Origin of the sequence: Lysinibacillus sp. NPDC097279 (genome assembly GCF_044761745.1) — a bacterium.
In the GTDB taxonomy this organism is placed as follows: Bacteria; Bacillota; Bacilli; order Bacillales_A; family Planococcaceae; genus Lysinibacillus.
On sequence record NZ_JBIWDA010000004.1, the window covers coordinates 79,862 to 106,376 of the forward strand.

The following is a 26,515-nucleotide window of genomic DNA, read 5'->3' on the forward strand; positions in this document are numbered from 1 at the left end:
TGGCATTTTGTCTGCTCCTATTGCGTAAAAATTCCACTTCGCTTTCCGCGGGCACGATGTAAGCCGCAACCGTCGCTAGCGCGCCGCCTGTTGCGGCTTACATTACGTGCGTTCCCGCAGGAGTCTTCGTGGATTTTTACTTAGATAGTCTTAATTGGCAAAGTGAGAATTGTTTGTGTGCCTGGCACTTTAGTGTGGACATCTGGCATTTTGTCTGCTCCTATTTCGTAAAATTCCACTTCGCTTTCCGCGGGCACGTTGTAAGCCGCAACCGTCACTAGCGCGCCGCCTGTTGCGTCTTACATTACGTGCGTTCCCGCAGGAGTCTTCGTGGATTTTTACTTAGTTAGTTTTAATTGGCAAAGTGAGAATTGTTTGTGTGCCTGTCACTTTGGCTTAAATTATTTGCGTGCCTGACACCCTCCCTTTCAATAAAAAAGACAACAAGTTGATTTACTTGTTGTCTTTTTTCGAAACTTTGATTTTTCCTACCCTTAGTAAAGAGCTAGGTTAAAGATTATATTATACGATGAATTTTTCTGCTTCGATTAGTTTAACAGAAGCTTCACGTTTTTTAGCAATAAGGTTATAAGGGTTGTTACGAGTTAGTTTACGTAAAGCTGACAATGTCATACGTGCAGCATCTCCATCTGCTGAAGCAAGAATTGTGTCCTTTGCTTCTTTCTCAATTTCTGCAAATGCTTCTTGGCAGAAAATTTGTGTATAAAGTAATTTTTGATGAGACTTTTCTGCACCTTCACGCGCAATCGCCTTTTCTGTACGTAACACAGTAGACTCCATAGCGAATAATTGGTTAGCGATATTGGCAATGTTCACTAATACTTCTTGCTCTTGGTCAAGTTTCGCTCCATAGCGCTGTGCTGCCATGCCTGCTGCTAATACAGCAATTTTCTTCGCGTTTTTCACAAGATATTTTTCTTGTGCTAGTGGCTCTGTTCCTACTTCTTCAGGCATTAGCATAAGAAGTTCTTGTTGTAAGTTTTGTGCGACCTGTAATAATGGTAATTCACCTTTTAACGCTTTTTTCATAAATGTACCTGGTACAATCATGCGGTTAATTTCATTTGTACCTTCGAAAATACGGTTAATTCGAGAGTCGCGATAAATTCGCTCCACTTCATATTCAGCCATAAAGCCATAGCCACCATGTAATTGCACCGCTTCATCTGCGATATAGTCCAATGTTTCTGAACCAAACACTTTCGCAATTGAACACTCAATGGCATATTCAGCAATTGCATTTGCAATCACTTTTCCTTGCTTTTGTTCTTCAGGGCTTAACTGGCTTAAACGATCTTCAAATAAACCAACTGTACGATAATTTAATGACTCTGACGCATATAATTGAGATGCCATTGTCGATAGTTTTTCTTTCGTTAAGTTGAAATCAGAAAGCTTCGTTTTGAATTGCTGACGTTGGTTTGTATATTGAATTGCCAGCTCTAAAGCTCGTTTTGAGCCACCGATTGTTCCTACACCTAGTTTATAACGACCAATATTTAAAATGTTAAATGCAATTACGTGTCCACGACCTACTTCACCAAGTAGATTTTCAACAGGTACTTCAGCATCCTCAAGCACTAATGTACGAGTTGAAGAAGATTTGATACCCATTTTCTTTTCTTCTGGACCAACAGAAACACCGTTGTAGGCACGTTCAACGATAAATGCTGAGAATTTATCGCCATCAATTTTGGCGTACACAACAAACACATCAGCAAAGCCAGCGTTAGTAATCCATTGTTTTTCACCGTTTAATACATAATGAGTACCAGCAGCATTTAGCTTGGCAGTCGTTTTGGCACCTAAAGCATCTGATCCCGAACCTGGCTCTGTTAACGCATAAGCCGCGATCAATTCACCAGAAGCTAGCTTCGGTAAATACTTTTGCTTCTGTTCGTCGTTACCAAATAGCACAATCGGTAGTGAACCAATCCCTACATGTGCACCATGTGTAATCGAGAAGCCACCAGCTACAGACATTTTTTCTGCGATTAACGCAGAAGATACTTTATCTAAGCCAAGACCTTGATATTCTTCTGGTACATCCGCCGCTAGTAAACCAAGTTCGCCAGCGCTTTTTAGTAAACGCACAGAATGCTCAAACTCATGATGCTCTAAGTTTTCTACTACAGGTAATACTTCATTCGCAACATACTCTTCAGTTGTTTTAGCAATCATTTTATGCTCATCTGTAAAATCCTCTGGTGTAAATACGCGGTCTAGTGCCACGTCCTCAATGATAAATCCGCCGCCTTTAATGATATCTGTTGTTTTTTCTGTCATGTTAAATTCCTCCTTATTTTTAGGTGCCAGGCACTCATACAATTCGCAATTCTCAAACAATTTCACATAACTTATAAAATTTCAAATACTCCAGCAGCGCCCATACCACCGCCGATACACATTGTTACAACACCATATTTTTTGCCCTGACGTTTCAGTTCATGAATTAATTTCAAAGTTAAAATTGCGCCTGTTGCGCCAAGTGGATGCCCTAAAGCAATTGCTCCACCATTAACGTTCACTTTCTCTTGGTCGATACCTAAATGACGAACAACCTGTAATGACTGTGAGGCAAATGCTTCGTTAATTTCCCACAAATCAATATCCTGAATGGATAAACCTGCAATTTCAAGCGCTTTTGGAACAGCTACGATTGGACCGATTCCCATTACTTCCGGAGGTACTCCGCCAACCGCAAAGCCTAAAAACTTTGCCATCGGTGTCATTCCTTGCTTTTCTGCTTCCTCACGATCCATTACAAGAACTGCCGCAGCCCCATCAGAAGTTTGAGAAGCGTTACCTGCTGTAACACTACCTTTTACATGGAATGCAGGACGAAGCTTTGCTAAGCCTTCAACGGATGTGCCTGGACGAACACCCTCATCGACACTAAAGGTAAATTTCTTCACTTGTAGTTTATTATTGTTATCCACATAATGTTGTTCCACTTCAATCGGAACAATTTCATCATTGAATTTTCCTTCTTTAATTGCTTTCTCCGCTAGCAAATGCGAGCGTACAGCAAATGCATCTTGATCTTCTCGACTCACATTATACTGACGTGCTACTTCCTCTGCTGTATGCCCCATCCCCATATAATATTGTGGTGCAGTTTCAGCTAATGTTGGATTTAAGCGCGGTGTATTGCCCACCATTGGTACCATACTCATCGATTCAACACCGCCAGCAAGAATCGCCTTTGAATGACCAAGCATAATACGTTCAGCAGCATATGCGATTGCCTGTAAACCCGATGAACAAAATCGATTAATTGTCAGCGCAGGTGTAGTATCTGGTAGCCCTGCTAGTGCTCCGATACTACGGGCTACATTCATCCCTTGTTCCGCTTCTGGCATTGCGCAACCTAAAATTAAGTCATCGACAGGACCTTCATAGCCCGCTCTTTTTAATGTTTCTTTGACAACTGCTGCCCCAAAATCATCTGGTCTTACTGTTGCTAATGAACCTTTTTTCGCTTTTCCAATAGGAGTTCGTGCTCCTGCTACAATAACGGCTTCACGCATCGTCTAAATCCCCCTTTGTTTCATGTGCAAACATTTTAGTCTAGTTAGTAGTTAGTTACGAAGTGGTTTCCCTTTTAATAACATGTGTTGCATTCTTTGTTGAGATAGCGGGTCTGCAACTAAGCTTAGGAATGCCTCACGCTCTAAATTTAATAGGTATTGCTCATCTACTAATGTGCCATATGGAACTTTTCCACCTGCAATTACATATGCTAACTTTTTAGCAATTTTTAAATCATGTTCACTGATGAAACCTGATTCAAACATTCCTTGAGCACCGATTAGTAACGTACCGTAACCCGATGCACCGACAACAGGAACCTTTGTTGGCACTGGTGGTTGATAGCCTGCATCATAAAGTGCCAAAGCAGCCTGCTTTGCATCGTAAATCTGGTGATCTGCATTGACTGAAATACCATCTGCAAAATCAAGGAAGTTATTATCGCGCGCTTCCTCACCTGACGTTGAAACTTTCGCCATCGCAATTGTTTCGAATACTTTATTAGCAATAGTTTGATAGTCTACCTCAACGCCATTCGGTAAACCTTTCAAGAACTTTTGGTAAAGCGCTTTATTACCGCCACCACCTGGAATTAAACCAACACCGACTTCTACTAACCCCATATAAGTTTCCATCGTCGCTTGGATATGGGCAGCAGGTAAGCATACTTCTGCTCCTCCGCCTAACGTCATAGCGAACGGTGCCGCCACAACTGGTTTGTTAGAATATTTTATTTTTTGCATTGCATCTTGGAATGCTTTAATAACAAAGTCTAGTTCGAAAATATTATCATCCTGTGCTTCTACTAAAATCATTCCTAAGTTAGCACCGACGCAGAAGTTTTTCCCTTGGTTACCAATAACTAAGCCTTTATAATTTGCATCTACTTCATCTACCGCGTAGTTAATCATTTGAATAATATCTAAACCGATGGCATTAGATTGGGAATGGAACTCAAGTAAGGCAATTCCGTCACCTAAATCTATTAAGCTAGCACCTGTATTAGACTTAATAACGCCATGTTTTTTCTTGTAGCGCTTCAAGTTAATTTCTTTTTCATTAACAGGAATTTTTACGTATTGTGAACCGTTATAATATGCTACGTCACCTTCAAGTTCTGAATAGAATGAAGTAAAGCCCTTAGCTAACATATCTTTTACAAATATAGGAACTTCGCGACCTTCCGCTTCCATTTTAGCAACCGATTCTGCAACGCCGATGGCATCCCATATTTCGAATGGACCTTGTTGCCAGCCGAAGCCCCATTTCATTGCATTATCTATTGCCACAATATCATCAGCAATTTCACCGTGTAGCTGTGCAGAGTAAATTAATGTCGGTGCAAAAATTCCCCATAACAGCTCACCTGTACGATCTTTTGCATACGTTAATGTTTTAACTTTATTAGCTAATCCACGCGTTTGTTTCGCCATTTCAATTGAAGGTGTTTGTAATTTTTGTGCTGGACTATACGCTAAAGTGTTTGGATCAATTTCTAAAATTTCCTTCCCTTGCTTCAAGAAGAAACCTTGCCCAGACTTAGCTCCTAGCCAACCGTTTTCAACCATTTTTTGTAAAAATTCTGGTACTGCAAATACTTGCTGTTCATCTCCTGATGTTTGGTCATATACGTTTTTCGCTACATGGATAAAAGTATCTAAGCCAACAACATCTAACGTACGGAAAGTAGCGGATTTTGGACGACCAATAAGTGGACCTGTCACTGAATCTACTTCACCGACTGAATAGCCACCTTTTAGCATTTCCTGCAAAGTTACGAGTAGACCATATGTGCCGATGCGATTAGCAATAAAGTTTGGTGTATCTTTAGCTAATACGACGCCTTTGCCAAGAATATCCTCACCAAATTTTTTCATAAAGTCTACAACTTCTGGTGCAGTTGTCGTTGCAGGGATTACTTCAAGTAATTTTAAATAGCGCGGAGGATTAAAAAAGTGTGTCCCTAAAAAATGTTTTTGGAAATCCTCTGATCGTCCATCCGCCATCGCATTAATACTAATGCCTGATGTATTCGAACTAATGATTGTACCTGGTGTACGTACAGCATCAATTTTTTCATATAAACTTTGTTTAATTGCTAGATTTTCAACAACAACTTCAATAACCCAATCTACATCTTTCAGTTTGGCTAAATCGTCTTCAAAATTCCCCACCGTTAGTAGCGATAAATTTTTCTTAGAAGTAAGTGGTGCTGGCTTTTGCTTTATTAACTTTTGAAGAGCACCATTCACAAAGCGATTTCTTACAGCTGGATGCTCTAAAGTTAACCCCTTTGCTTCCTCTTCTTTCGTAAGTTCCTTCGGTGCAATGTCTAATAATAATGTTGGAATACCGATGTTTGCTAAATGTGCTGCAATTCCAGAGCCCATTACTCCAGAACCTAGAACAGCCGCTTTTTTAATGTTATAAGTCACAAGCAATTCCCCCTTATTCTCCCATTGAATGAATAGCCATTCATTTTTTAGCCAAAAAAAATCAAAGTTTCGCTTTGGCGTTTTTTTGCTTCGATTTTGACATTCATGGTGACCTTTTACAATGTATGCCAGTTAGTTGCAATCACTTACATTGTCTTAGATTTTTAGCTAAAAGATTTTAACTGATATCATATCATAATCTGTGACAAGCGCCAGAGACTTATCTTCAGTCAGTTGATATGCAATACAGCTACAACGTGTGAAAAGTCTTCCACTGAATGAAAATAAAACTACTTTTTCTGTTTTTAGTGTAGATTATTTTGTCTAAATTAGCAATCTTTTTTCTTCATTTATTTTTGCAATATACAACTTTTTTTGTTTTTTACGAGCGAAAACAAGACAATAAGTAGAGTCCACTTATTCCAAACAGATAACTTTCAGGATGAAGAGAAAATGTGTAAAATGGATAGCAAGGAGAGTGAACTACTAATGAAAACAATAACAACTGCTGAACAATTTAATGAGCTTATCTCTGGTCAACAAAAAGTGCTCGTAAAATTTTATGCTGGATGGTGCCCTGATTGCACACGCATGAACATGTTTATCGATCCAATTATTGAAGAGTACAACCAATTTGATTGGTATGAGCTTAATCGCGATGAGCTTCCTGAAATCGCTGATAAATACGATGTAATGGGTATCCCAAGCTTATTAATTTTCCAAAATGGCGAAAAATTAGCACACTTACATAGTGCTAACGCTAAAACACCTCAGCAAGTGACTGAGTTTTTAGCTGCTCAACAATAAAATAAGCGCAACAAAAGAAAAAATAGTATGCTAGGTGTTTCTTGGCATACTATTTTTTCTTATTTATAGAAGGTATCCGTTTGCAACTTACATGACATGTATTTCATTCGTTCATTGTCGAAGGGAGATTTTTATGAAACAGTATTTGCCATTGCAAGGAAAATCACAATACGATGCATCCATTGCACCTCAATATCGAAATTCTGCCTGCGGGCCAACAACCATCCATGTGATACTGCACTACTATAATCTCTCAGCCCCATCAGTAAACGACCTTTATCTTCTACTCGGTGGTACAAAAATCGGCTTGTTTAAATGGCGTTTAATTTATAACCTACGGAAACTGTTACCGACATGGGACATACGCAGCTGTACATTAAAAGAGGCGCTGCTTGAAATTGATGCAGGACGCCCAGTTGCAATGCGCTTTGACCGTTATTTTAGCCTACAATGGTTGAATAGAAAATCTACCTTTGTTTATCATTGGGTACCACTCATTGGCTACGCAGTGCAAGATGATGGGCTATTGTTGATTTTCCACGATAATGGTGGCAAAAATCGTGCCAGCCAAATCCGTACTGCTCTAATAGAAAATAATGAAAAAGTGTTAAGCTTCGTTAAAATAGCACCTAAATAAGGGAATACAATGAACGTGCCTGCTTTGCAATAAGTGTAAAGCCACGTTCTTCTATCGCTTTAATAGTTTGGTGCTCATAATTTGGTACTACTAATTGAGCAAAATCTGCTTCAATCGGTACATTCGTTTGAATTGTTGCTAGTTCGTGTGATAACTTCAGCATGTCCAGATTATCTTTAATTTTCGTACGTTGTCCTGGCTTTAATTCCTCTAGGGAAGAAATGACATTATCGATAGATCCGTACATTTGGATAAGTGTCAGCGCCTGTTTTGGACCAATACCTTTTACTCCTGGATAGCCATCACTCGTATCACCCATAAAAGCTTTTACTTGTGCAAATTGAAATGGTTCAATACCGTACTCTTCTTTAAAGCGTGAATGTGTGTAAAGATCATACTCTGTATAGCCTTTTTTCGTAAACGCGATTTGCGTTGAAGGTGTTAACAGTTGCAATAAATCTTTATCCCCACTAATGACCGTAATATCAGCTTCATCTTGCCATTTAGTAATCATTGAGCCGATTAAGTCATCAGCCTCCATACCGACAACGCCGAAATTTTGCCACCCAATATGTTGAGATAAATTTTTAGCCATATCAAATTGAGGCAGCATTTCCTCTGGTGGCGCTGGGCGATTCGCCTTATAGCCATCATATAATTCATTGCGGAATGTTTGCGAACCCATATCCCAGCAAATAGCTAAATGTGTTGGTTTCATAATAGATTGTGCCGTCAAAACATGGCGGACAAATCCTTGTGCACCATTAGAAGGTGTGCCATCCTCTAAGCGTATAAAATGCCCCATTGCTGCTGAAGCAAAAAAAGAACGAAATAACAATGCCATGCCATCAACAATAAGCAATTTTGGTTTTGTAGTCATAATAAAAAATCCTCTCTAATTTATTATTCTAGCGTTTAGTCATTATCAAAAGAATAATAAGCATTTTTCTATTATAGCAAACTATCGACTTAATAATTAGTGCCAGGCACTCAAACAATTTACCATGCTGGTCACGTATTTTTTCTCTTTATTCACAGAAAAACCCTAGACGCTCCTTAGAGAACTGCATAAGTTGAAGGTGCCAGGCACTCAAACAATTAAGGTGTGCCCGCGGAAATCGACGGCAATATTTTGCTTAATGCAAATAACAGACTATGGGGTAGCCCCATAGCCTGCTTTTTCTTTCCTTGATACGCGATTGCGGTGATCCAATTGAATGCCCGTTAACCATTGCAAAAATACTGTAACGCCTGTTTTCACCGTTTCTATACGAAGTTCATTTTGTTTTGGATCAGCGTAAATAAAGTCAATATGGCGTACACCTTCATTTTCACCAATTAGCTTTAAAATATCAAATAATTCATAGGCCGTTAAACCACCAGGAGTAGCCGCAGGCACATCTGGTGCAAACGTAATATCAAGTGCATCTAAATCCACAGATACATAAATTCTGTCTACTTCATGCATAAGCTGACGCAGCATTTCGCGGATAGTTAACTGAATACCGTCTCGGCGCATCTGCTTTAACGTAATCATATGCATTCCCTGCTCACGGGCATAGTAAATCATTTCAGGTGAATTAAAAAAGCCATGTAAGCCGACATGATAAATATGCTTCCCCTCTACAACGCCTGATGCAATCAGTTGATCAATCGGCGAATTCATCGCTAATCCGATTTCTTCCTGATTCCGTGCATCTAAATGTGTATCAAGCTGAATAATGCCAATTCGCTCTTTCGGATAAGCATTTTTAATTCCTCTTAAGGAACAAGCTGTAATCGCATGATCTCCACCAATAAGGCATGTGAAGCTTTTTGGATAGGCAATACTTAAGTTTTCCGCTGCCGCCTCTATTGCAGATTCCGAAAGCATTCGATTTGTCGGATCTATCGCTACGTCACCTATATCTACAATTGCTAATGCTCGTAAATCAACTTGTTCGTCTAAATTATATGATTGGAAACTGGACCATGCTTTCCGAAAAGCATTAGGATACTGTGCTTTCTTGGATGGGTCACTTGCATACGATAGTAGTGCTCCATATACAATAATATCTACATCATTTGCATGTGGATTTTGTTTTTGCTTAATCCACTGATGCATACCTGAGCCATTTTCTTGTTTCCACTGCCATTCAGGTTGGATGAACATCTTAACCTACCACCTTCACACCTTTTTTCCACACTTTTTTCACATGATTTACACCAAATATATAATGTAGCTTTTGATGATTATGAACATCCCACAAAACTAAATCGGCTTGCTTCCCTACTTCGATGGAGCCAACACGATCTTCAATTTGTAATGCACAAGCAGCATTATACGTTGCTGCGCATAAGCTTTCAGCTGGTGTCATTTTCATTGTAATACACGCAAGGTTCATGACAAGAGGAAGCGAAATTGTTGGAGATGAGCCAGGATTACAATCCGTCGAAATGGCTACAGGCACACCTGCGTCAATGATGTCTCTAGCGCGTGCTGGTTTCTCTCCCAAATACAATGCTGTCGCTGGTAGTAAACACGCAATAACACCCGAATTGGCAAGCTCCTCAATTCCTTCGTCCGAAACTTTTAATAAATGCTCAGCAGAAATAGCCCCTACTTTTGCCGCAACATGCGCCCCTTTATTTTCTTCAATTTCATCAGCATGTATTTTAGGAATAAGCCCCTGTGCCTTGCCAGCCAATAAAATACGTTCTGACTGCTCTGGTGTAAAGACATCAACTTCACAAAATACATCAATAAATTTTGCCAAGTTCTCTTGTACAACTGCAGGAATCATTTCATCTATAACTAAATCAACAAACTGCTCTGGATTTTCTCGGTATTCCTCTGGTACGGCATGTGCTCCCATAAATGTTGGCACAATGTCCATTGGATGCTTTTTTTGCAAGCGCTGCATGACACGTAGTTGCTTTAACTCATTTTCTACATCTAAGCCGTAGCCACTTTTACTTTCCAATGTTGTGACACCATGCTGTAAAAATAAGTCCAAGCGCCTCGTCGTTTGATTGAAAATATGTTCTTCTGTCAATGTGCGCATTTTTCGAGTTGTTGCATGAATGCCTCCCCCTGCATTCATAATGTCCATATAGCTGGCACCTTCTAAACGCATTTCAAATTCATGCTCACGACTTCCACCAAAAACAACATGTGTATGAGGATCAATTAATCCTGGTGTCACAATTTTCCCCGTTGCATCTACAATCTCTGCTTCCTCAGCCCGCGGCAAATATTTTAGAATCATGTCACGCGTTGTACCGAGATCCTGAATAGTGCCATTTTCAATCCAGACGCTTCCGCCTTCAATAATTCCGAGCTCGCGCATTTCTTCACGTACACGTGGGCCCTTCTTGTCACTTGCAACTGTCACTAATTGTGAAATATTTTGAATCCAAATGGGCTTTTGTTGCTTTTCCATCATTCCTAACTCCCCTTTGTTATGTAGAAAGCTACTTCATTCCTTCTGCTATTCTATATTGTGCATACACCCTTCAATTTTAAATAACACTAAGTAACTTACATCTTCGTCACACTCAAGTAATTTCCCTCTTATTCTCTTAAAATTTCTATGAAGTAGAAGATGCATTTTGCATATAAAATAAAAAAGCAATAACACTCTATTCAGAAATGTTATTGCTTACATTACATAGCATGGCGACCTCGTGCATGGAATAGCTGTGAAAATTATAATCCTTCTGTAATTCTTGATAATATTGCAAAAGCTCTTCCAGCATCGCCAAATTTTTATCAATATGTTTTCCAAAGTTATGCGGATGCCACCACAAATGATAAAATGCACCTTCCTTTGCAGCAGCAAGCATTCCTTCTTTAATTCGTTTTACTTTGAGATGCTCAAATGTGCGTAACAAGCTACTATATGGTCTTAAAAATGCACTTGCACGAACATTAATAAATGAATTTTCTTGCATCTCTTCTAATCGTACAATATGATTGCCCGTGACATTGATATAGCTATCCAGCCATTTCCTTGTACCTAACGATAGTCGATTTTTTTTAGTAAACTTTTTAGGGTTGTATAAATCGTGTAGTTCATTTCCTCTATAGCACACAAACCCTGCTTGCTGACAAATTGCAAAGTAACTGTCATTTACTTGATTGCGTGGAAAAACGATGGACTTCATCGGTTCAATATAGCCATCACAAATTGTATTCATCGCTTGTAAATCCGCCAGAAAATCCGTTTCAGTTTGTCCACTTTCTAAGCAATAAAAATGAGAAAAAGTATGACTACCAATTTCCTGATGGGGTGTTTGCATGATTTCTTCAATTAATGCTTTACCAAAGTGTAAAGGATCTTCTTGTTCATTTTCCCCTACTTTCGCAAGCTGTGAATGTGCTGCATACCGCATCTGTTTATATTTCACTGGAATACCTCGCAAATAATGTGCCATCTCACCTTTAGATTCGGCAAATAATAAGCCAACAGTAGCCCATGTTGCATGTATTTCATATTGCTTAAACAGCATTAAAATTTTAGGTAATGCCTGACGAACACCATATAAATTTTTATTATATTGCCCATGTCGAAAAACATCATGGACACCCCAATTTAACTCAAAGTCCAGTGAAATCACTAAACCACCATGATTTGCATTGATTGCTATTTTCTCCACTTTTGCACGCCCAATAACAACGCACTCATTTTCGATTGTGCGATGTAACCTGAATATACGTTAACGACTTGTCCACCGAAGCTCGATTTGAATTGACGAATCGTTTGCACATCTGTTAGCTCGCCCATATCATATAGAACAAATCCCTGTTGCTTTAAATACATTAAATTGTGCCATAACAAGAAACGATTGGCATACCGTAATGGCCGCTTTAAATGGGCAGGCACAACTAAAGCATCACAGGTTGCTACATAATAGGACATCGCTTTTTGTGAATGGACAATATCCAAACGATAGCATAATGTTTGTCCACAAATACTTTGTACTTCTGTTAATAGCAAAGCATTTTTTTGATTTAATAGCATAATGGATTCCATTTGTGATTTAGTAATTTGTTCGATTTTCTTTCTTTTTGCAAACTCATTATAAAACTGTTGAAATGCTCGCAAGTTTTCTTCAGAAGGCTCGTTATATAAAAGCACTTGATAGGGCTCTTCCTGTGCACGACGTAGCAGTTTTCGGTTGTTTTTCGAAAGTGCTGAATACATCATGCTCGCATGATCTGTTAAAGGAATATGAACGGCTTCACGTTTAACTAGCTTACGGCTCGGAACAAGTGAATGTGTGTGACAAACTAATTTCATTGATTTTCTAGTATTTGCCAACTTTTCTGCAAAGTAAATATGCTGCATCGCGATATTCCATCGCTTACTTTTAATGGATAGAATGAACATCGCCCCCACTCTCTGTATAATTTTCTACATGATTGCGCTCATAACGAGCACATTTAAAATGCTTCATTCGAGAAATACGTTTATAGCCTAATTGCTGCAATCGTTTTCGCTTACGCCATTGCCAAAAGCTTGCCGTCACCCAAAGTGTTTCATTTGGCTTTATTTTTTGAATAAAAGCTGTAATAACGCCTATATCTTTATAGAAATCATAGTGTAAAAAGTAGGTTTGTTTTGGCAAAGGTTCAACAATTTGCAATGCATCCACACGTAAGTTATCAGTATGTAATGCAAATGCAGGCTTCGTCGTCTGGGCAAAGGAATCTTTATAAAGAATGTACCCCTTATAAAATATTGAAATAATCTCTTCTTGATCGAGTGGCATAGCCTCTTGAATCGACATTTCCTCGAACAACTCCCCTACTGGTTGTTGTGGAATGACTCGATCAGATGGGGATAACTCGTACAAATCCACTTGCTTCAAACGAACAAACTTTTCAACGAATTGTTGTCCATATTCTAGCCAATCTTTCACTTTTCCATACTTTACTAAATAACGCATCTCACCAAGAGTGTGACGTTTCCATCCAACGAAACGCTGACTACTTTTCAACATTTCCTTTAGACGTTCCTTCCGTACAAACCATCCAAGCAACAACTTTGCTCGTTTTGTTTTACTACTTGCAACGATACGCCTCGTAAAATCGATGCCAGAGCGCCAATCGAATTTATACGCCTCGTAACCAATACTCATATCGAACATACGATAATTTTCTGAAAAAGTGCGCTTAATCGTCTTTTGATTAAGTAAACGACCGACACCAAAAATATTAAAGTTTGGCTCATGCCCAAGCGCATAAGTGACATAACGCCCTCGACAGCAAATACCGTAGTTAAAGGCTAGCCATTGATTTTCAAAAACAAGTGCGTCTACCTCTACTTGCATTGCTTCCCCTTTAAGGTGAAAAAGACGTTCAAAAAATTCCTTTTTCTTTCCTTTAGTAAAACCACTCGTATCCACCTTTTTTGCCCAACGTCGATCAAATAATTTAAACATTTGCCAAAGATCTTCTTGCTCAGGTGTTTTTGTACGTAAAGAACCTAAATTTCGCAGCTTTTTTTCGCTTCTATCTATACCATGTATTTTTCTGCGGTTATTGAAATGACTGCTGAAGTCAACGTCTTGAAAGGCAAGATACGGTGTTACTACTCGAAAAATATATGGCCGCAATTGCCGTTCAACAAAATACTGCTCAATGACTTTCGATGACTCTTTACTTTCAAGTAATCCATGAAATGAAAACAACACGTGATGATGCTTTTTTATAAGCTCATCCAATACAAACGTTATAGCAGGTAATTGCCACACTTTCCTTGCGATAATACCTGAATAATTCGCTACATTTTCACCTGTAAAGGTATATACACGAACACCCCAAAGTATTCGTACCTTCAATGGCAAAAATGCCACAATATCCTCATCCTTTTGCACAGCATATAGCTCTACGCGTTCCTTTCTTCCAATAGTAATCCACCAGTTATAAAACCATGCATATTCAATAAACGGATTATCATTGTGTTCATTCGCTAATATCTCATCCCAAATCCCCTTATAATACGCAAGTTCATCTTCTGTTCTAATGCGAATTAATTGCAATTTAATCACCCTTTTTAGCAAACTTTGAAATCGCCTGTTCATAGATAGATACTGTTTTTTTATACATAGGAACAAACGTAAAATCTCGTAAAAAACGTCGTTCACTTATATCGCCCATTTTTTTACATAGCGTTTCATCCATTAAAAGCTCTTTAAGTCTTATTTTCAGTTGGTTTGGATCGTCCCGAGCGATTAAAAATCCGTTTTCTTTATCCGTCACTAACTCATTGACTCCACCAACGTTTGTGGCAATGATAGGAAGTCCAGCTCTCATCGCTTCAATAATTGAGATGGGTAATCCCTCCCAATCTGATAGCAGTGCAAAAATCTGACTTTGAGCAAGTAATTTTGTGACATCTAATTGATTGCCTAAAAACGTAACTCGCTCTGAAAAACCTTTATCTTTTACGTAGCTTTCTAGCTGAGGTCGTAAAGAACCGTCGCCAATAAATTGCAGGTGCCATGGTATGTCTACTAGCTCCAGCAAAGCCTCCAACAGTAAATCTTGCCTTTTTGGCACCTCAAAGCGAGCAACCATAACGATTTGCGGATGCTCATGTTTCACTCTATTTGGTACTAGATTCGTTTCTAATTGTTCAATGCCATTATGAATAGTCTGTAATTTATGAGCAGGTGCAATGCCTTTCGTTAACGCCAGCTTACGATCATAATCAGAAACGGTGATGATTTTAGTTGTTAATGGCTGGACGGTTTTTTCAAGCTGTCGATACATCATTTGCCTTTTTTGTGGTACTCCTTCTGTAAAACTCCAGCTATGTGCAGTAAAAATCGTTGGAATATGCAAAAGACCCCCGATGATACGTCCAATTGCTCCTGCCTTAGAAGAATGGGCTGCAATCACATCGGGCTGGATTTTTTTTAAAGCAATTCGTAATTGCCAAAGTGCTTGGATATCTTTTGTTAAATGAATCGCCCGTTGCATGGCAGGGATACTGATGACATTAATTTGCTCATCTTGTAAGCGCCATAATGATGCATCATAATAACCTGTCACAATCGTCACTTCATGGGCATCTTGCTTTAGCTTAATGGCAAGTGCCTCCACATGTTTTTGAGCGCCGCCTACTTTATCCATACGTGTTATAAGTTGAACAATCTTCAGCATCCTTCACCTCTTGCTCTTTTAGTAAGCCCCTGTTCTAGCTAGAACAACGAAAAAGGTTTTCACAACAATTTTTAAATCCATCAAAAACGTTACGTTCTCTACATAATGAATGTCATAGGAAATTTTTTGACCATGTGAAATATTGGATCGTCCATTAATTTGTGCAAGCCCTGTTAAACCTGGCTTCACTTCTAGACGGCGTGCCTGTAAAGCGCTGTAACTATTTGTAATTGTCGGTACTTCTGGCCTCGGTCCAACAATACTCATTTCACCCTTCATTACATTCAAAAGCTGCGGAATTTCATCAATGCTTAACTTACGTAAGATTGCACCGATTTTTGTAATGCGCGTATCTTGGTCAGTTTTAAAATAGTAATCATCTGGAATACCTTCTGTGCATAATGCAGGCATATTGACAGGTGTAGCCTGGATAGTCATCGTTCTTAATTTCCAAATGATAAAACTTTGATGTTCGTAACCAGTTCGAATTTGTTTGAAAAAAATGGGGCGTCCTGTAGTCAAAAGTAATAGGAGAAGTACACCTAACATAAGAGGAATTGTCATAAGTAATAATAGAATTGCCCCAACTATATCAAAAATTCGTTTTCCATACTGACCATAAAATGTGTTTGTCTCAGCTGTCTGGACGTGCAATACATCATCCTTTACATTTTTTTAGTGCTTAACTTTATATATTCATTTCGCACATTTATAGAACTATTTCAGACAAAGCAAATACCCTGTAAATATGACAAAAGGAATTACACCAGAAAAACTTCTGGCATAATTCCTTTAATTTTTATGGAAATATTAAATTACTTACTGACTATTAGACGACTGCTCAATTTCAAGGTAGCATTCGATTTGAACATTTCCCTTCAACGCCTTACTAATCATACATGTTTGTTCTGCTTTTTGAGCTAGCCGATGCATCCGTTTTTCTTCATGTTCGGTTAGTTGCGGGACTTTTACATTAGGTCTATGGACAATTTTCAAATATGTAAAAACTCCATCCGTTACATCTACAAACCCTTCTGAATCCATCGACAACGCCACTACTGGTATTTTGGCGTTTTCCAGCAATGCGGCAAAGGTAATTAAATAACAAGTTGCTGAAGCACCTAATAACATTTCATCTGGATTTGTTCCGATTCCTGGTCCATTCATTTCCCGAGGAATAGAAACGATTGTATTCAATTTGCTAGCTGTTAAGTTCCCTGTCCCATTTCTTCCATTTGACCAAGATAAATTCATACTAAACTTATGTTCCATTATATAAAATGCTCCTTTTCTCTATAATTCCATTACTTATAATCAATATTTTAAATTATAATAAAGTGTCGAAAATGCCCATCCACCCATATGAATGAGTAAAAGAATTCCTAAAGCTTGAGCGGTAGAAAACTGAACACCAGCTATTAATAATAGAAATAGAACATAAATAGAAATAACCGTTATTTTCCACCCGTTCGCTAGTGAGCTTACTGTAATTTTTTCATATCTTTCATCCAGCCCATTTTTACGTGCTGCCATCCTACGTCCCCACCATAATCCAAATAGACCTCCCGAAATGCCAAGTACTATACCAAGAAAACCTAACATTTGTTCCAAACTCATCTTCAATCACTACCTTTCTCAAAAATGAATACTTCCTCAATGCTTAGTTGAAATGATTTTGCAATTTTATAGGCAAGCTCTAAAGATGGATTGTAACGACCATTTTCTATAGAAATAATTGTTTGCCTTGAAACTCCTAGTTTTTCGGATAGCTGTTCTTGCGTCCAACCAAATGATGCTCTTAATTCTTTTATACGTTGTTCCATTTTTCACCACCCCAATGTAAAGCAACCTTTACGTAAAGTTTACTTTACCATCCTTCATTTGTAAAGCATGCTTTACATATTCTCTCGAATTTTCGGAAAACAACACAATGTTATACTTGCTTTGTCTAACTACATCCATTGAAAAACAGCGAAACTTATTTTATGGTAAAATAGAAAAAACAATTTTTTAGGAGATTTAGTAATGACTTTAACCAAACAACAAGCACTACAAGCACTTAATAAAAACAAATTTATCGGTTTTACGATTTTAACAGGAAATATTATTATGAAAAAGATTAATAAAACCGACTATAATATTTTCGTATATGAAGAAGGTAACGACAAACCAATGCATTATGTAGGTTCCATTATGAACGTAATGGCAACGATGAGTGATAAGGCATCCAATAAGGATTTTATTATCGTCGAGCAACTTCCTGAGGAAAATAAGACAGCAGTTTCTAATGGGGCTAATGAACAAAAACCAGTTAAAGAGGCTGTTATAAAAACAACTAATTTGGATGAAAAAAGCCGTGCAATTGCAGGCTATGAAGAACTCTATGAAATCACTGAAAGCGGACGTATTATTACCGTACGTGAAAATCGCCCATTAGCTCGTTGCAATGATGAATATGGTTTTCATATTGTCCGTTTAACAAAAAACGGCGTTGCAGCGAATCATAATGTATTCGAACTATGGAAGCAGGCATTCCCAGAGCTTGAACAAACAAACTTTAAAGGTGCCTTAAAAGCGAAATATGGGACAGGCTGTAAGCTAATTGATAAGCCAGGTATTCACTTTTAATATAAGCATATACAGCTCTTTTACATGACAAATAAAAATCCTTAGCGTAAAAAAGACGCTAAGGATTTTTTGTTATATTAGGAAGGAAAGTAGCGCTAGGTGCCAGCGTTGTTCTGTTTGCTGTCCGTGTTTCAAAAAAAATTTTACCCATTTCTTTTCATGACGATGCACCTTTTTCCACTTAAACAGTTGAGTTATTAAAACACGTTCTACCTTTCGAAATCCTAATGCAGTTAACGTTTTACGTTTTCGCCACTCAAACCAATTAGCAGAGGTACAAATTGCAAGCCCTTCTCGTTGCACTTCATCTACAATCATTTGGAGTTTTGGTAGTTCATAATTTTTAATATATGTAGTATTTGGTGGCAATTCTTGCATAAACCCATCCGCTTCCTCGTGGATAAATTTATCATGTCGCAAAAAGGAAATGTCCTGTTTCTGTCTATAGAGCTTATAGCCTTTAAAATAATGGGCAAGAAGCTCCGTTCGCTGATCGTTTTCGAGCACTGATTGAATATTTATTTCCTGAAAGTTAGATTGGTGTTGGCCTAATTTTTGTTCTAAATAATAAATCGTAAATTTATGTCCATGAAACACCTTACATTTTAGCATGGACAGCCATTCATTCTTACCAGCTTTTGTAAACAAATATCGTAATTCACCTAATGTATTACGTTTCCATTCTACAATTCTACGATTTGTTTTCACCAACGCTAATAATGATTCTTGTAGTACCATTACAGTACGAAGCGCTCGCTCCCTCACCCCTGCAGTACTCATGATGAATTTTCTTGTAAAATCTAAATGTGTATACCAGTCAAACTTATAAGGCTCATATCCAATACCAAAATCGTATAGACGAACGTTCATACTATGTGCCTTCAGCATATTTTCTTTCTCAATTAAACGTCCAGGTCCAAACATATTGAAATCTGGCTCATGCCCCATCGCATGACAAAAATTTCTTCCTCGACAACAAATATCTAATGTAAAACCAATCCAAGTATTTTCGAATTGCAAACTGTGAACTTTTAAACTTAACGCCCCATTTTGCTGCTTTGCGAGCTGCTCAAAAAAAGCCTTTGTCCGTTGTGCTGTAAAACCACTCGTATCCATTTTCTTTTGCCATCTTCTTTCAAACAATTGAAACATGTTATCTAAATTTCCAGCATGTGCTTTTTGATATGTTATTGTTCCAAGTTCCTTCAACCGCTTTTCTCGACGATTAATACTTTTAAATCTTCGCTTATGCTTCTTTAAAAAATCGGGTAATTCAATCGACTTAAAATCTATATAAGGTGTGACAACACGAAAAACCGAATAGGGCAATTGATGTGCTAATGTATATTTCTCTAATATTGGAGAAGTATCCTTACTTTCAAGAAGGCCATGTAATACGAAGAGAACACGCGTAAATTTGCTTATAAGTTCCTTCAATAAATAATGCACAGCCTGCTCTTTCCATCTTTTTTCGGCAACTACCTCCATATAAGAAGCAAGCCCTTGTCCTAAAAAGCTAAACTGATGAATACCACCAAATCGACTTGTATGAACAAATGGAAAAAATGCGATAGCTTCCCCGTTATGCTCAACAATGTAAATTTCCACATGCTCATCGTGCCCCACTATCATCCACCAGGTTGAAATCCATTCATATTCTATAAATGGATTGTCGTTTTTTTCACGTTCAAGTATTTCAGACCAAGTATCCTTATATGTCTCTAGCTCGTTAATCGTTGTCACGAGTTTATACTCTAGCACGTGTGTAGTCACTCCTTTTTACTTTCAATAACAAAGCATCGCCTTCCTTATAAAACCCCATTATTGGGTTTTTAGCATTCCAATGTGCAATCCTATTTCTTCACCCAGTAGCCACTATATTCAAAAACGAACAAAATTAGAACAATGGTCCTTTTCTATCTGTACACTTCTCAAGTTATTAATGGAAAAACCTCCTTATCGAAAGAATAAGAAGGTTTTTAGTATTGAACAAATTATGCTTCAATAAGAGCTGCTATTTCTTGCTTACTACATTTCGCCATATGCGATGTTGCAATATAGCTCATCGTCATTCCAGGTCCAAGCGTAGCACCTGGGCCTGGATACGTTTCACCCATAATCGAAGCGGAGCAATTACCAGATGCATACAAGCCTTCAATCGGTGTTCCATCTTGCTTCACTACCCTTGCATGCTCGTCTATAACGAGCCCACCTTTTGTGCCAATATCACCTGGATATAAACGGAGCGCATAATAAGGGGCATCCTTCAATTCTGCTAAGTTCGGATTTTTTAAAGTAGGATCACCATAATAGTTATCGTACGCACTTTGTCCTCGATGGAAATCATCATCACTTCCATTACGTGCAAATGTATTAAAACGCGCAACCGTTTCAAGTAAGTTTTCTGATGGGACACCCATTTGATTTGCTAATTCCTCTATTGTTTTACCGCTTTTTACAATATCATTTTCGAACCAGCTTTTTGGAAAAGCTTGTCCAGGGAACAAACCTGTAAATATATATCGACTCTTCGCAGTTGCATCAATAACAATCCAAGAAGGTATCCCTGTATTCGTTTTTTTATGGTGTGCAAACATATTATCTACAAACTCATGATAAGGGGCAGCTTCATTTAAATAACGATTCCCTAAATTGTCCACAACCATCATATTTGGTACACCACGGTCTGCCACTAAGAAAAAAGGATGTCCTTCGGGATCAATTACGGAAGGTGCCCCCCAAACTTTATCCATTAAATCTAATTTTCCCCCAATTTTAACGCTCGGTTCAATGCAATCCCCTGTTTGCCCTTCTGGCGTTGATGTCCATTTGGCATTGGTTGGTGAAGGCAAATATTTCTCACGGTATGCTTGATTATGAGAAAAGCCCCCAGATGAAAGCACTACACCGTGTTTGGCTTCAATCTGCATTTCTTGTCCATCTCGTTCTACTATCAAACCAATCACACGATTATTTTTTACGATAAAATCTTTAAATGCAGTTGAAACCCATAAATCTCCATTCGCTTCCGCAAGTGACATACGTAAGCGTGCAATTAAAGATTGTCCTAATGCTATAGGCTCACTACCTGTTATTTTAGACTTCACTAAGCGCATACCAAGCTTTAGTGCTGTTGTTTTTCCTTTCATTGTGCGTCTAATCATATTGACCTTATGGAATTCATAGCTATTCATTGTGAAACCTTTAGTCGACATAGTAGATCGTCGCATTGTATCAGCTAAAGTTCCCATCTTTTGCAAATCAAAAATAAGTGGCTCTATCGAACGCCCTTGTGATAAACCGCCTGGCTTTTCAGGATAATAATCCGAATAGCCTTTGGCATATTGGAAACGCATATGGTTTGTATGATTACTTAAAAATTTCAACATTTCCGGCCCACATGTTATATACGCCTCTTTTAAAGCGGCTGGCACACGCTCACCAATAGTAGAATCTAAGTACAAACGTGCTAGTTCATATGTGTCAGGAACACCTGCACCTTTAATCACATGATTATTTGGAATCCATAGTGCTCCACCCGATAAGGCAGATGCTCCACCGTAACGATCAGTTTTTTCAATGACTAATGACTTCATTCCTTGCAACTTTGCTGTGAGTCCTGCTGTCAAACCTGCAGCGCCTGATCCTACTACTACTACATCATAACTTGCATCCCATTTCATACTTACATTCCTCACCTTCATTAGTAGTTAACTACATCTATGAATCTAGTGTTCCTATTCAAAAGTATAGAATTAAAGTAATATTCAGTCAATTGAATGTACCCTCTTTTTTCCAGACGATATTATTTTCGTTTACGGATGAAAATCGAGATAACAAGGATGGCACTATACAGTAAAGGCATATAGAATAAGCTTCCAGCATCTACTCCATTTTTTACAGCAATACCGATAAAAGCCCAAATAATAACAATTGGAAACAAAACATCGATTTCAATGTAGCGAATATAAATAGCAAGACATGTGGCAACCAAAAGTAACAAATTCGCCCACCATACATCAGCTATACCAAAGCCATCCCACTGATAATATGTAAGCACATAGCTAATATTTGCCATTAAGGCAACACTAATCCAGCCCATGTAAATCGAAAATGGTAATCTCCCTGCAAAACGGCGATCCCCTTTCGGATAACTTCTATAAATAAAGATTAAACTAACAAGGAGACCAATCATCATGACGATTGATAATGTAAAGTATTCATAATGCCAACATAAAAGCCAAGCAATGTTATATAAACAAGTTGATGTAACAAGGCTTAAAATAGCAGTCTCCTGATTGGCTTTCTTACGAAATAAATGAATAACCATCCATATTCCTAATACTATATAAATTACAAGCCAGATAGAAAAAACATAGCCCGCTGGCATAAACAGCACCTGTTGTTGGTTCGAAATTTCTCCTGTCGTTTTGCCATTAATACCTATTGTACTTGCTATACCATTAATGGTAATCATCAATAAAAAGCTTAAAAGCGTAACCCACTTCATAGCAATCCCCCTAATATACATAATTAAGCTACTATATAACTTATTAATTCATAAATATAACTACCCTTTTTTAAAAAATAAAATCTTTTTGGGAAAGCTTATCATTTCACTTCTTTGTACGTTCTGTTCTAGTTGTCATAGTTTACTTCGCTTACACGCAGCAATGGTCATTTATTTTCACTGGGCTCCATCATATAACCTCTTACGTTGCATATATTTTGTAAAACGAACTTAGATTATTATAGGGCGGAGGAATTTCGCAGTTGAGTGCAATGATTATTGGTGGATTTCTTTTTTTCAGTGTTAGCATAGGAGGAACAATCGCTTGGGTTTTCTCTAAGCTTTTTCAACATACAACCCAAGGATTATCATTATTATGTGGTGGATTTTTAGTCGGCTTGCTCGTACTAGACATCATTCCATCTTCTTTTCAAGTGTACAAGTCGTTTGGAATTATATTAGGCATTCTAATTGGCTATTTAATATTTCAATTACTTAGTAGTTTATTTCACCCTACAAATCAACAAAATCCCTCCGTTTCTTTGCTTGCAATCGCAATGGTCATTCATACAGTTCCTATTAGTCTTGCTATTGGTAACTTACTTGGCAATTCCGCACTTAGTATTACAATGACAGCATCAATCATTCTTCATCATCTTCCTGAGGGGTTTGCACTTACAACAGCATCTCTTTCACAAAACGGAAAGCTGTGGAAACTATTTATTTATTTCATCGGATTCTCGATGTTTTTTATACTTTTCATTTTAGTTGGTCAATATTGGAATTTAACAATTAAGGCACAAGGCGTGTTGATGGGACTATCAATAGGGTTAATCGGAACGGCTAGTATTTCAGAGTTTATTTTGCACCATGTACGAGCAGTAACCTTAAAATCCTTTATAACATATATTTTATTGGGCTATTTTTTAAGCTATATGTTTCATATATTCGTGGAATAAACGCTAAAATTATCAGAATTGTTCGGGTGACTGGCACTTTAAAAGGTATTAAAAAAATCCACTTCTCCAGCAAAAGCGCTGCGAAGTGGATTATTTTAAGTTCTATATTTTAGCTTAGAAAGTATTACTCTTCACTTACTGTCATCAACGTAAGTGCTAAAATTTTAGAAAACTGTGCACGTGTTAAATTGCCTTTTGGATTAAACTTTCCGTTTGCACCGTCAATAATTCCTAATTGCTGTAATAAGCCAATAGATTCAACAGCTTCCTGACGCATTTGATTCTTATCTGTAAAGGTATTATTTTTGTTAGCCTTTGCTACATCAAACTCCATTGCTTCTAAGTAACTTGCAGTTACATGAGCCATCTCTTCACGAGTAGCAGGCTTGTTTGGTTCAAAATAATTACCATCAAAAATTTCGAGTAAGCCATACTCTTGTAAAATTGCTACTTCCTTAGCTCCCCAGAAACCTTGCATATCTTTATATGAAGCAGGTCCTTCATAATCTTCATTTACATCTAAGCCCGAAGCACGGAAAATCATTGCAGCTAATTGACCACGAGTGACTTGCCCATTCGGATTGAATGTCGTATCAGTAGTACCAGTTACAACGCCAGCTTGATAAAGTAATTGGATATAGCTTTCAGCCCAATGGCCAATCGCATCTGTAAAATACCCACCTGGCTTTAAATCAAGGTCAGCACGGTTAAATACCGTAACTAAATCAAACATATCTGTATCACTTGCTGCTTCCCATTTTCCCGCTATAAAAATTTCAGTCTTGAAGCCATTACCAGATTGAGTAATGCGCATTTGAATCGCATCACCATACAGCTTTTTAAACTCATCAAAGTTTTCTTTTAGTGCCTGTTCCCCTTCTGGGAATAAGTTTGTCCCATCTGTGTAGGATGCCATTAATCCTTTAAGGGACATTTTTACAATAATGCTATTTTTAGAAGTAACGATTGTTATATCATCATCATCCTCAATGACTAGCTTAGAAAGTAAAAACATTTTGTAAATATCTTGATAGGACATCGATTGTACTTGATTAGTCGATGCAACAACTTGTTTAGGATGAATAATATTGGCAACTTCTACTTTTTCTTGTGCATGTGCTTGTAAGCCAAAACCTCCTGTAAAGCATGCAATACTTAGAGCGCCAGCTAAAATTGTCTTCTTCATTTTTCTTGCCCCTTTCAATTCATAAATTCAGTTTACTAAAACATCTATTAACAAATCTATAAATATATGTAAATTATTGAAAATTATATAATAGGCCTATTTTTACACAATCATACAGTCCTACTAAATCATTATGTATCTAAGTCTAAATATTCGAAGTAATTATCTACTAAAGGTTTAAATACCTATAAATTTAAAATATTACATAATAATCCTTTTTCACTATTTTGTATATTCCTTATAGTCTCCATTCAATAAAATGAATATAGGTAATGGTTATATTCCTTCTTAATAAGCACATACTTGAAGGTATAAATTTCTGTAGCAATGAAACAAAATTTTATACCATTATAATATTTGAGTTTATAATTTGATTTTCATTCAATGAAAGCAGTAGTATGAAATTGTAATAAGAAAATTATTTTAATTAGAAACTATTATATTAACGTAACAATTTCAGAGGAGGAAGTCAGGATGAATTATCAAAACATTACTGTAGCAGGAAGTGGCGTATTAGGAAGTCAGATTGCTTATCAGTCTGCTTTTAAAGGATTCAACGTTACTGTATACGATATTAATGATGATGCTTTAAAAAATGCACAGGATCGCATTACAAAGTTAAAACCATTATACCAACACGATTTGGGCGCAACACAGGAAGAAGTAGATGCTGCATATGCTCGTCTTACTTTTAAAAGCGACTTAGCAGAGGCTGTAGCAAATGCAGATCTTGTTATTGAGGCTATTCCTGAAGTTGTAAAAATCAAAACAGAATTTTACACAAACCTTGGCAAAGTTGCTCCAGCAAAAACAATTTTCGCCACAAACTCATCTACTTTATTACCAAGTCAATTTGCTGAAGCTACAGGTCGCCCTGAGAAATTTTTAGCATTACATTTTGCTAATACGATTTGGGTAAATAATACAGCCGAAATTATGAAACATCCAGGTACTGATATGAAGGTGTTTGATGAAGTTGTTGAATTTGCTCGAGCTATTGGAATGGTGCCGTTAACATTATATAAAGAACAACCTGGCTATATTTTGAACTCTCTACTCGTGCCATTTTTAGATGCAGCTGAAATGCTATTAGTAAAAGAAGTATCTGACCCTGAAACAATCGATAAAACTTGGATGATTGGGACAGGCGCTCCTCTTGGACCATTTGCTATTCTAGACGTTGTAGGTATTAATACCGCTCATAACATTGTAGAGGCAAAAGCTGCTGCAACTGGTGATGAAAACATGAAAAAGCTAGCAAACTTATTAAAAACAGAGTACATCGATAAAGGCAAATTAGGACGCGCAACAGGAGAAGGCTTCTACAAATATCCAAACCCAAGCTTCTCTAAACCTGATTTCCTTAAAAAATAAGTGCCTGGCACTCAAACAATTCACTACAATTTACTACGCTCGTCATCCATTTGATGATGAGCATAATAAAAATCCACTGTGCCCTAAAAATGCGCAGTGGATTTTTAATACAGAGAAAGTGTAGGGAAAGTGTCAGGCACCCACACAATTTCGTATCTAAATAGCGCCCCCCCACAAGGATTAGCTTAGTAAGAATCTACGGTGACTCCTGCGGGAACTCACCTAACGGAAGACGCAACAAACCGCGCGTCAGCGAGGGTTGCGGCTTACGTCGG

Annotated in this window: 23 protein-coding genes; 5 read left to right on the top strand and 18 right to left on the bottom strand. The window is 37.7% G+C overall.

Features of this window, described 5'->3' with window-relative positions; genetic code table 11:
* Nucleotides 1-522 precede the first annotated feature (522 nt).
* The 3 genes from ACIQ1H_RS16395 to ACIQ1H_RS16405 form a co-directional block, all read right to left on the bottom strand.
* A complete protein-coding gene (locus tag ACIQ1H_RS16395) occupies nt 523-2,307 on the bottom strand; it encodes an acyl-CoA dehydrogenase family protein (RefSeq protein ID WP_337980517.1) in 1,785 nt (594 codons plus the stop codon).
* A 71-nt stretch (nt 2,308-2,378) separates the two neighbouring features.
* Nucleotides 2,379-3,551 (bottom strand): acetyl-CoA C-acetyltransferase, encoded by a 1,173-nt coding sequence (locus ACIQ1H_RS16400; RefSeq protein ID WP_173479540.1) that lies wholly within the window; start codon nt 3,549-3,551, stop codon nt 2,379-2,381.
* A gap of 51 nt (nt 3,552-3,602) precedes the next feature.
* Nucleotides 3,603-5,987 carry a 3-hydroxyacyl-CoA dehydrogenase/enoyl-CoA hydratase family protein gene (locus ACIQ1H_RS16405; RefSeq protein ID WP_402890136.1) on the bottom strand — a complete coding sequence of 795 codons (2,385 nt, stop codon included), beginning with the start codon at nt 5,985-5,987 and terminating at the stop codon, nt 3,603-3,605.
* Nucleotides 5,988-6,440: 453 nt separating this feature from the next.
* On the opposite strand from ACIQ1H_RS16405, the gene ACIQ1H_RS16410 reads away from it, so the two are divergent.
* Both ACIQ1H_RS16410 and ACIQ1H_RS16415 read left to right on the top strand, forming a co-directional pair.
* Nucleotides 6,441-6,794, top strand: coding sequence for a thioredoxin family protein (locus tag ACIQ1H_RS16410; RefSeq protein ID WP_402890137.1), 354 nt, complete (start codon nt 6,441-6,443; stop codon nt 6,792-6,794).
* Nucleotides 6,795-6,927: 133 nt separating this feature from the next.
* A complete protein-coding gene (locus tag ACIQ1H_RS16415) occupies nt 6,928-7,431 on the top strand; it encodes a C39 family peptidase (protein ID WP_402890139.1) in 504 nt (167 codons plus the stop codon).
* Here ACIQ1H_RS16415 and ACIQ1H_RS16420 read toward each other — a convergent pair.
* The 11 genes from ACIQ1H_RS16420 to ACIQ1H_RS16470 form a co-directional block, all read right to left on the bottom strand.
* Nucleotides 7,424-8,311: a 5'-3' exonuclease gene (locus tag ACIQ1H_RS16420; RefSeq protein WP_337980514.1), complete on the bottom strand. Its 888-nt coding sequence runs from the start codon at nt 8,309-8,311 to the stop codon at nt 7,424-7,426. The two genes, ACIQ1H_RS16415 and ACIQ1H_RS16420, sit on opposite strands and share 8 nt — an antisense overlap.
* Nucleotides 8,312-8,584: 273 nt before the next feature.
* Nucleotides 8,585-9,583: an agmatinase family protein gene (locus ACIQ1H_RS16425; protein WP_402890141.1), complete on the bottom strand. Its 999-nt coding sequence runs from the start codon at nt 9,581-9,583 to the stop codon at nt 8,585-8,587.
* Nucleotide 9,584: 1 nt separating this feature from the next.
* Nucleotides 9,585-10,856, bottom strand: a complete 1,272-nt coding sequence (hutI, locus tag ACIQ1H_RS16430; RefSeq protein WP_228134159.1) for an imidazolonepropionase — start codon at nt 10,854-10,856, stop codon at nt 9,585-9,587.
* Nucleotides 10,857-11,052: 196 nt separating this feature from the next.
* Entirely contained in the window at nt 11,053-12,069 is a 1,017-nt protein-coding gene (locus ACIQ1H_RS16435) for a polysaccharide deacetylase family protein (protein WP_402890143.1), read from the bottom strand.
* Nucleotides 12,057-12,803 (bottom strand): hypothetical protein, encoded by a 747-nt coding sequence (locus ACIQ1H_RS16440; protein ID WP_228134161.1) that lies wholly within the window; start codon nt 12,801-12,803, stop codon nt 12,057-12,059. The genes ACIQ1H_RS16435 and ACIQ1H_RS16440 overlap by 13 nt, the downstream gene beginning before the upstream one ends.
* The gene (locus tag ACIQ1H_RS16445; protein WP_402890144.1) at nt 12,784-14,457 is read right to left on the bottom strand and encodes a GNAT family N-acetyltransferase; all 1,674 of its coding nucleotides are present in this window, start codon (nt 14,455-14,457) and stop codon (nt 12,784-12,786) included. The genes ACIQ1H_RS16440 and ACIQ1H_RS16445 overlap by 20 nt, the downstream gene beginning before the upstream one ends.
* A gap of 1 nt (nt 14,458) precedes the next feature.
* Nucleotides 14,459-15,583, bottom strand: coding sequence for a glycosyltransferase family 4 protein (locus tag ACIQ1H_RS16450; protein WP_402890145.1), 1,125 nt, complete (start codon nt 15,581-15,583; stop codon nt 14,459-14,461).
* Between the two features lie 18 nt (nt 15,584-15,601).
* A complete protein-coding gene (locus ACIQ1H_RS16455; protein WP_402890147.1) occupies nt 15,602-16,237 on the bottom strand; it encodes a sugar transferase in 636 nt (211 codons plus the stop codon).
* A 165-nt stretch (nt 16,238-16,402) separates the two neighbouring features.
* The gene (locus ACIQ1H_RS16460) at nt 16,403-16,858 is read right to left on the bottom strand and encodes an SACOL1771 family peroxiredoxin (RefSeq protein WP_402890544.1); all 456 of its coding nucleotides are present in this window, start codon (nt 16,856-16,858) and stop codon (nt 16,403-16,405) included.
* A 39-nt stretch (nt 16,859-16,897) separates the two neighbouring features.
* Nucleotides 16,898-17,200 (bottom strand): hypothetical protein, encoded by a 303-nt coding sequence (locus tag ACIQ1H_RS16465; RefSeq protein ID WP_402890148.1) that lies wholly within the window; start codon nt 17,198-17,200, stop codon nt 16,898-16,900.
* A 2-nt stretch (nt 17,201-17,202) separates the two neighbouring features.
* Nucleotides 17,203-17,406, bottom strand: a complete 204-nt coding sequence (locus ACIQ1H_RS16470) for a helix-turn-helix transcriptional regulator (protein ID WP_340822660.1) — start codon at nt 17,404-17,406, stop codon at nt 17,203-17,205.
* A gap of 202 nt (nt 17,407-17,608) precedes the next feature.
* Between ACIQ1H_RS16470 and ACIQ1H_RS16475 the strand changes: the two genes are divergently transcribed.
* Entirely contained in the window at nt 17,609-18,211 is a 603-nt protein-coding gene (locus ACIQ1H_RS16475; protein WP_402890150.1) for an NUMOD4 domain-containing protein, read from the top strand.
* 72 nt (nt 18,212-18,283) lie between these two features.
* On the opposite strand, the gene ACIQ1H_RS16480 is transcribed toward ACIQ1H_RS16475, so the two are convergent.
* From ACIQ1H_RS16480 to ACIQ1H_RS16490, 3 genes are all read right to left on the bottom strand, one after another.
* Entirely contained in the window at nt 18,284-19,972 is a 1,689-nt protein-coding gene (locus tag ACIQ1H_RS16480) for a GNAT family N-acetyltransferase (protein ID WP_402890151.1), read from the bottom strand.
* Nucleotides 19,973-20,205: 233 nt separating this feature from the next.
* A complete protein-coding gene (locus ACIQ1H_RS16485) occupies nt 20,206-21,894 on the bottom strand; it encodes an FAD-dependent oxidoreductase (RefSeq protein WP_402890153.1) in 1,689 nt (562 codons plus the stop codon).
* 122 nt (nt 21,895-22,016) lie between these two features.
* On the bottom strand, nt 22,017-22,721 hold the full coding sequence (locus tag ACIQ1H_RS16490) for a tryptophan-rich sensory protein (protein WP_402890155.1): 705 nt from the start codon (nt 22,719-22,721) through the stop codon (nt 22,017-22,019).
* A gap of 272 nt (nt 22,722-22,993) precedes the next feature.
* Between ACIQ1H_RS16490 and ACIQ1H_RS16495 the strand changes: the two genes are divergently transcribed.
* Complete coding sequence (locus tag ACIQ1H_RS16495) at nt 22,994-23,680, top strand: ZIP family metal transporter (protein ID WP_337982235.1); 687 nt, start codon at nt 22,994-22,996, stop codon at nt 23,678-23,680.
* Between the two features lie 124 nt (nt 23,681-23,804).
* On the opposite strand, the gene ACIQ1H_RS16500 is transcribed toward ACIQ1H_RS16495, so the two are convergent.
* The gene (locus ACIQ1H_RS16500) at nt 23,805-24,866 is read right to left on the bottom strand and encodes an S-layer homology domain-containing protein (protein WP_402890157.1); all 1,062 of its coding nucleotides are present in this window, start codon (nt 24,864-24,866) and stop codon (nt 23,805-23,807) included.
* A 474-nt stretch (nt 24,867-25,340) separates the two neighbouring features.
* Between ACIQ1H_RS16500 and ACIQ1H_RS16505 the strand changes: the two genes are divergently transcribed.
* Nucleotides 25,341-26,240, top strand: coding sequence for a 3-hydroxyacyl-CoA dehydrogenase (locus ACIQ1H_RS16505; RefSeq protein ID WP_402890159.1), 900 nt, complete (start codon nt 25,341-25,343; stop codon nt 26,238-26,240).
* Nucleotides 26,241-26,515 lie beyond the last annotated feature (275 nt).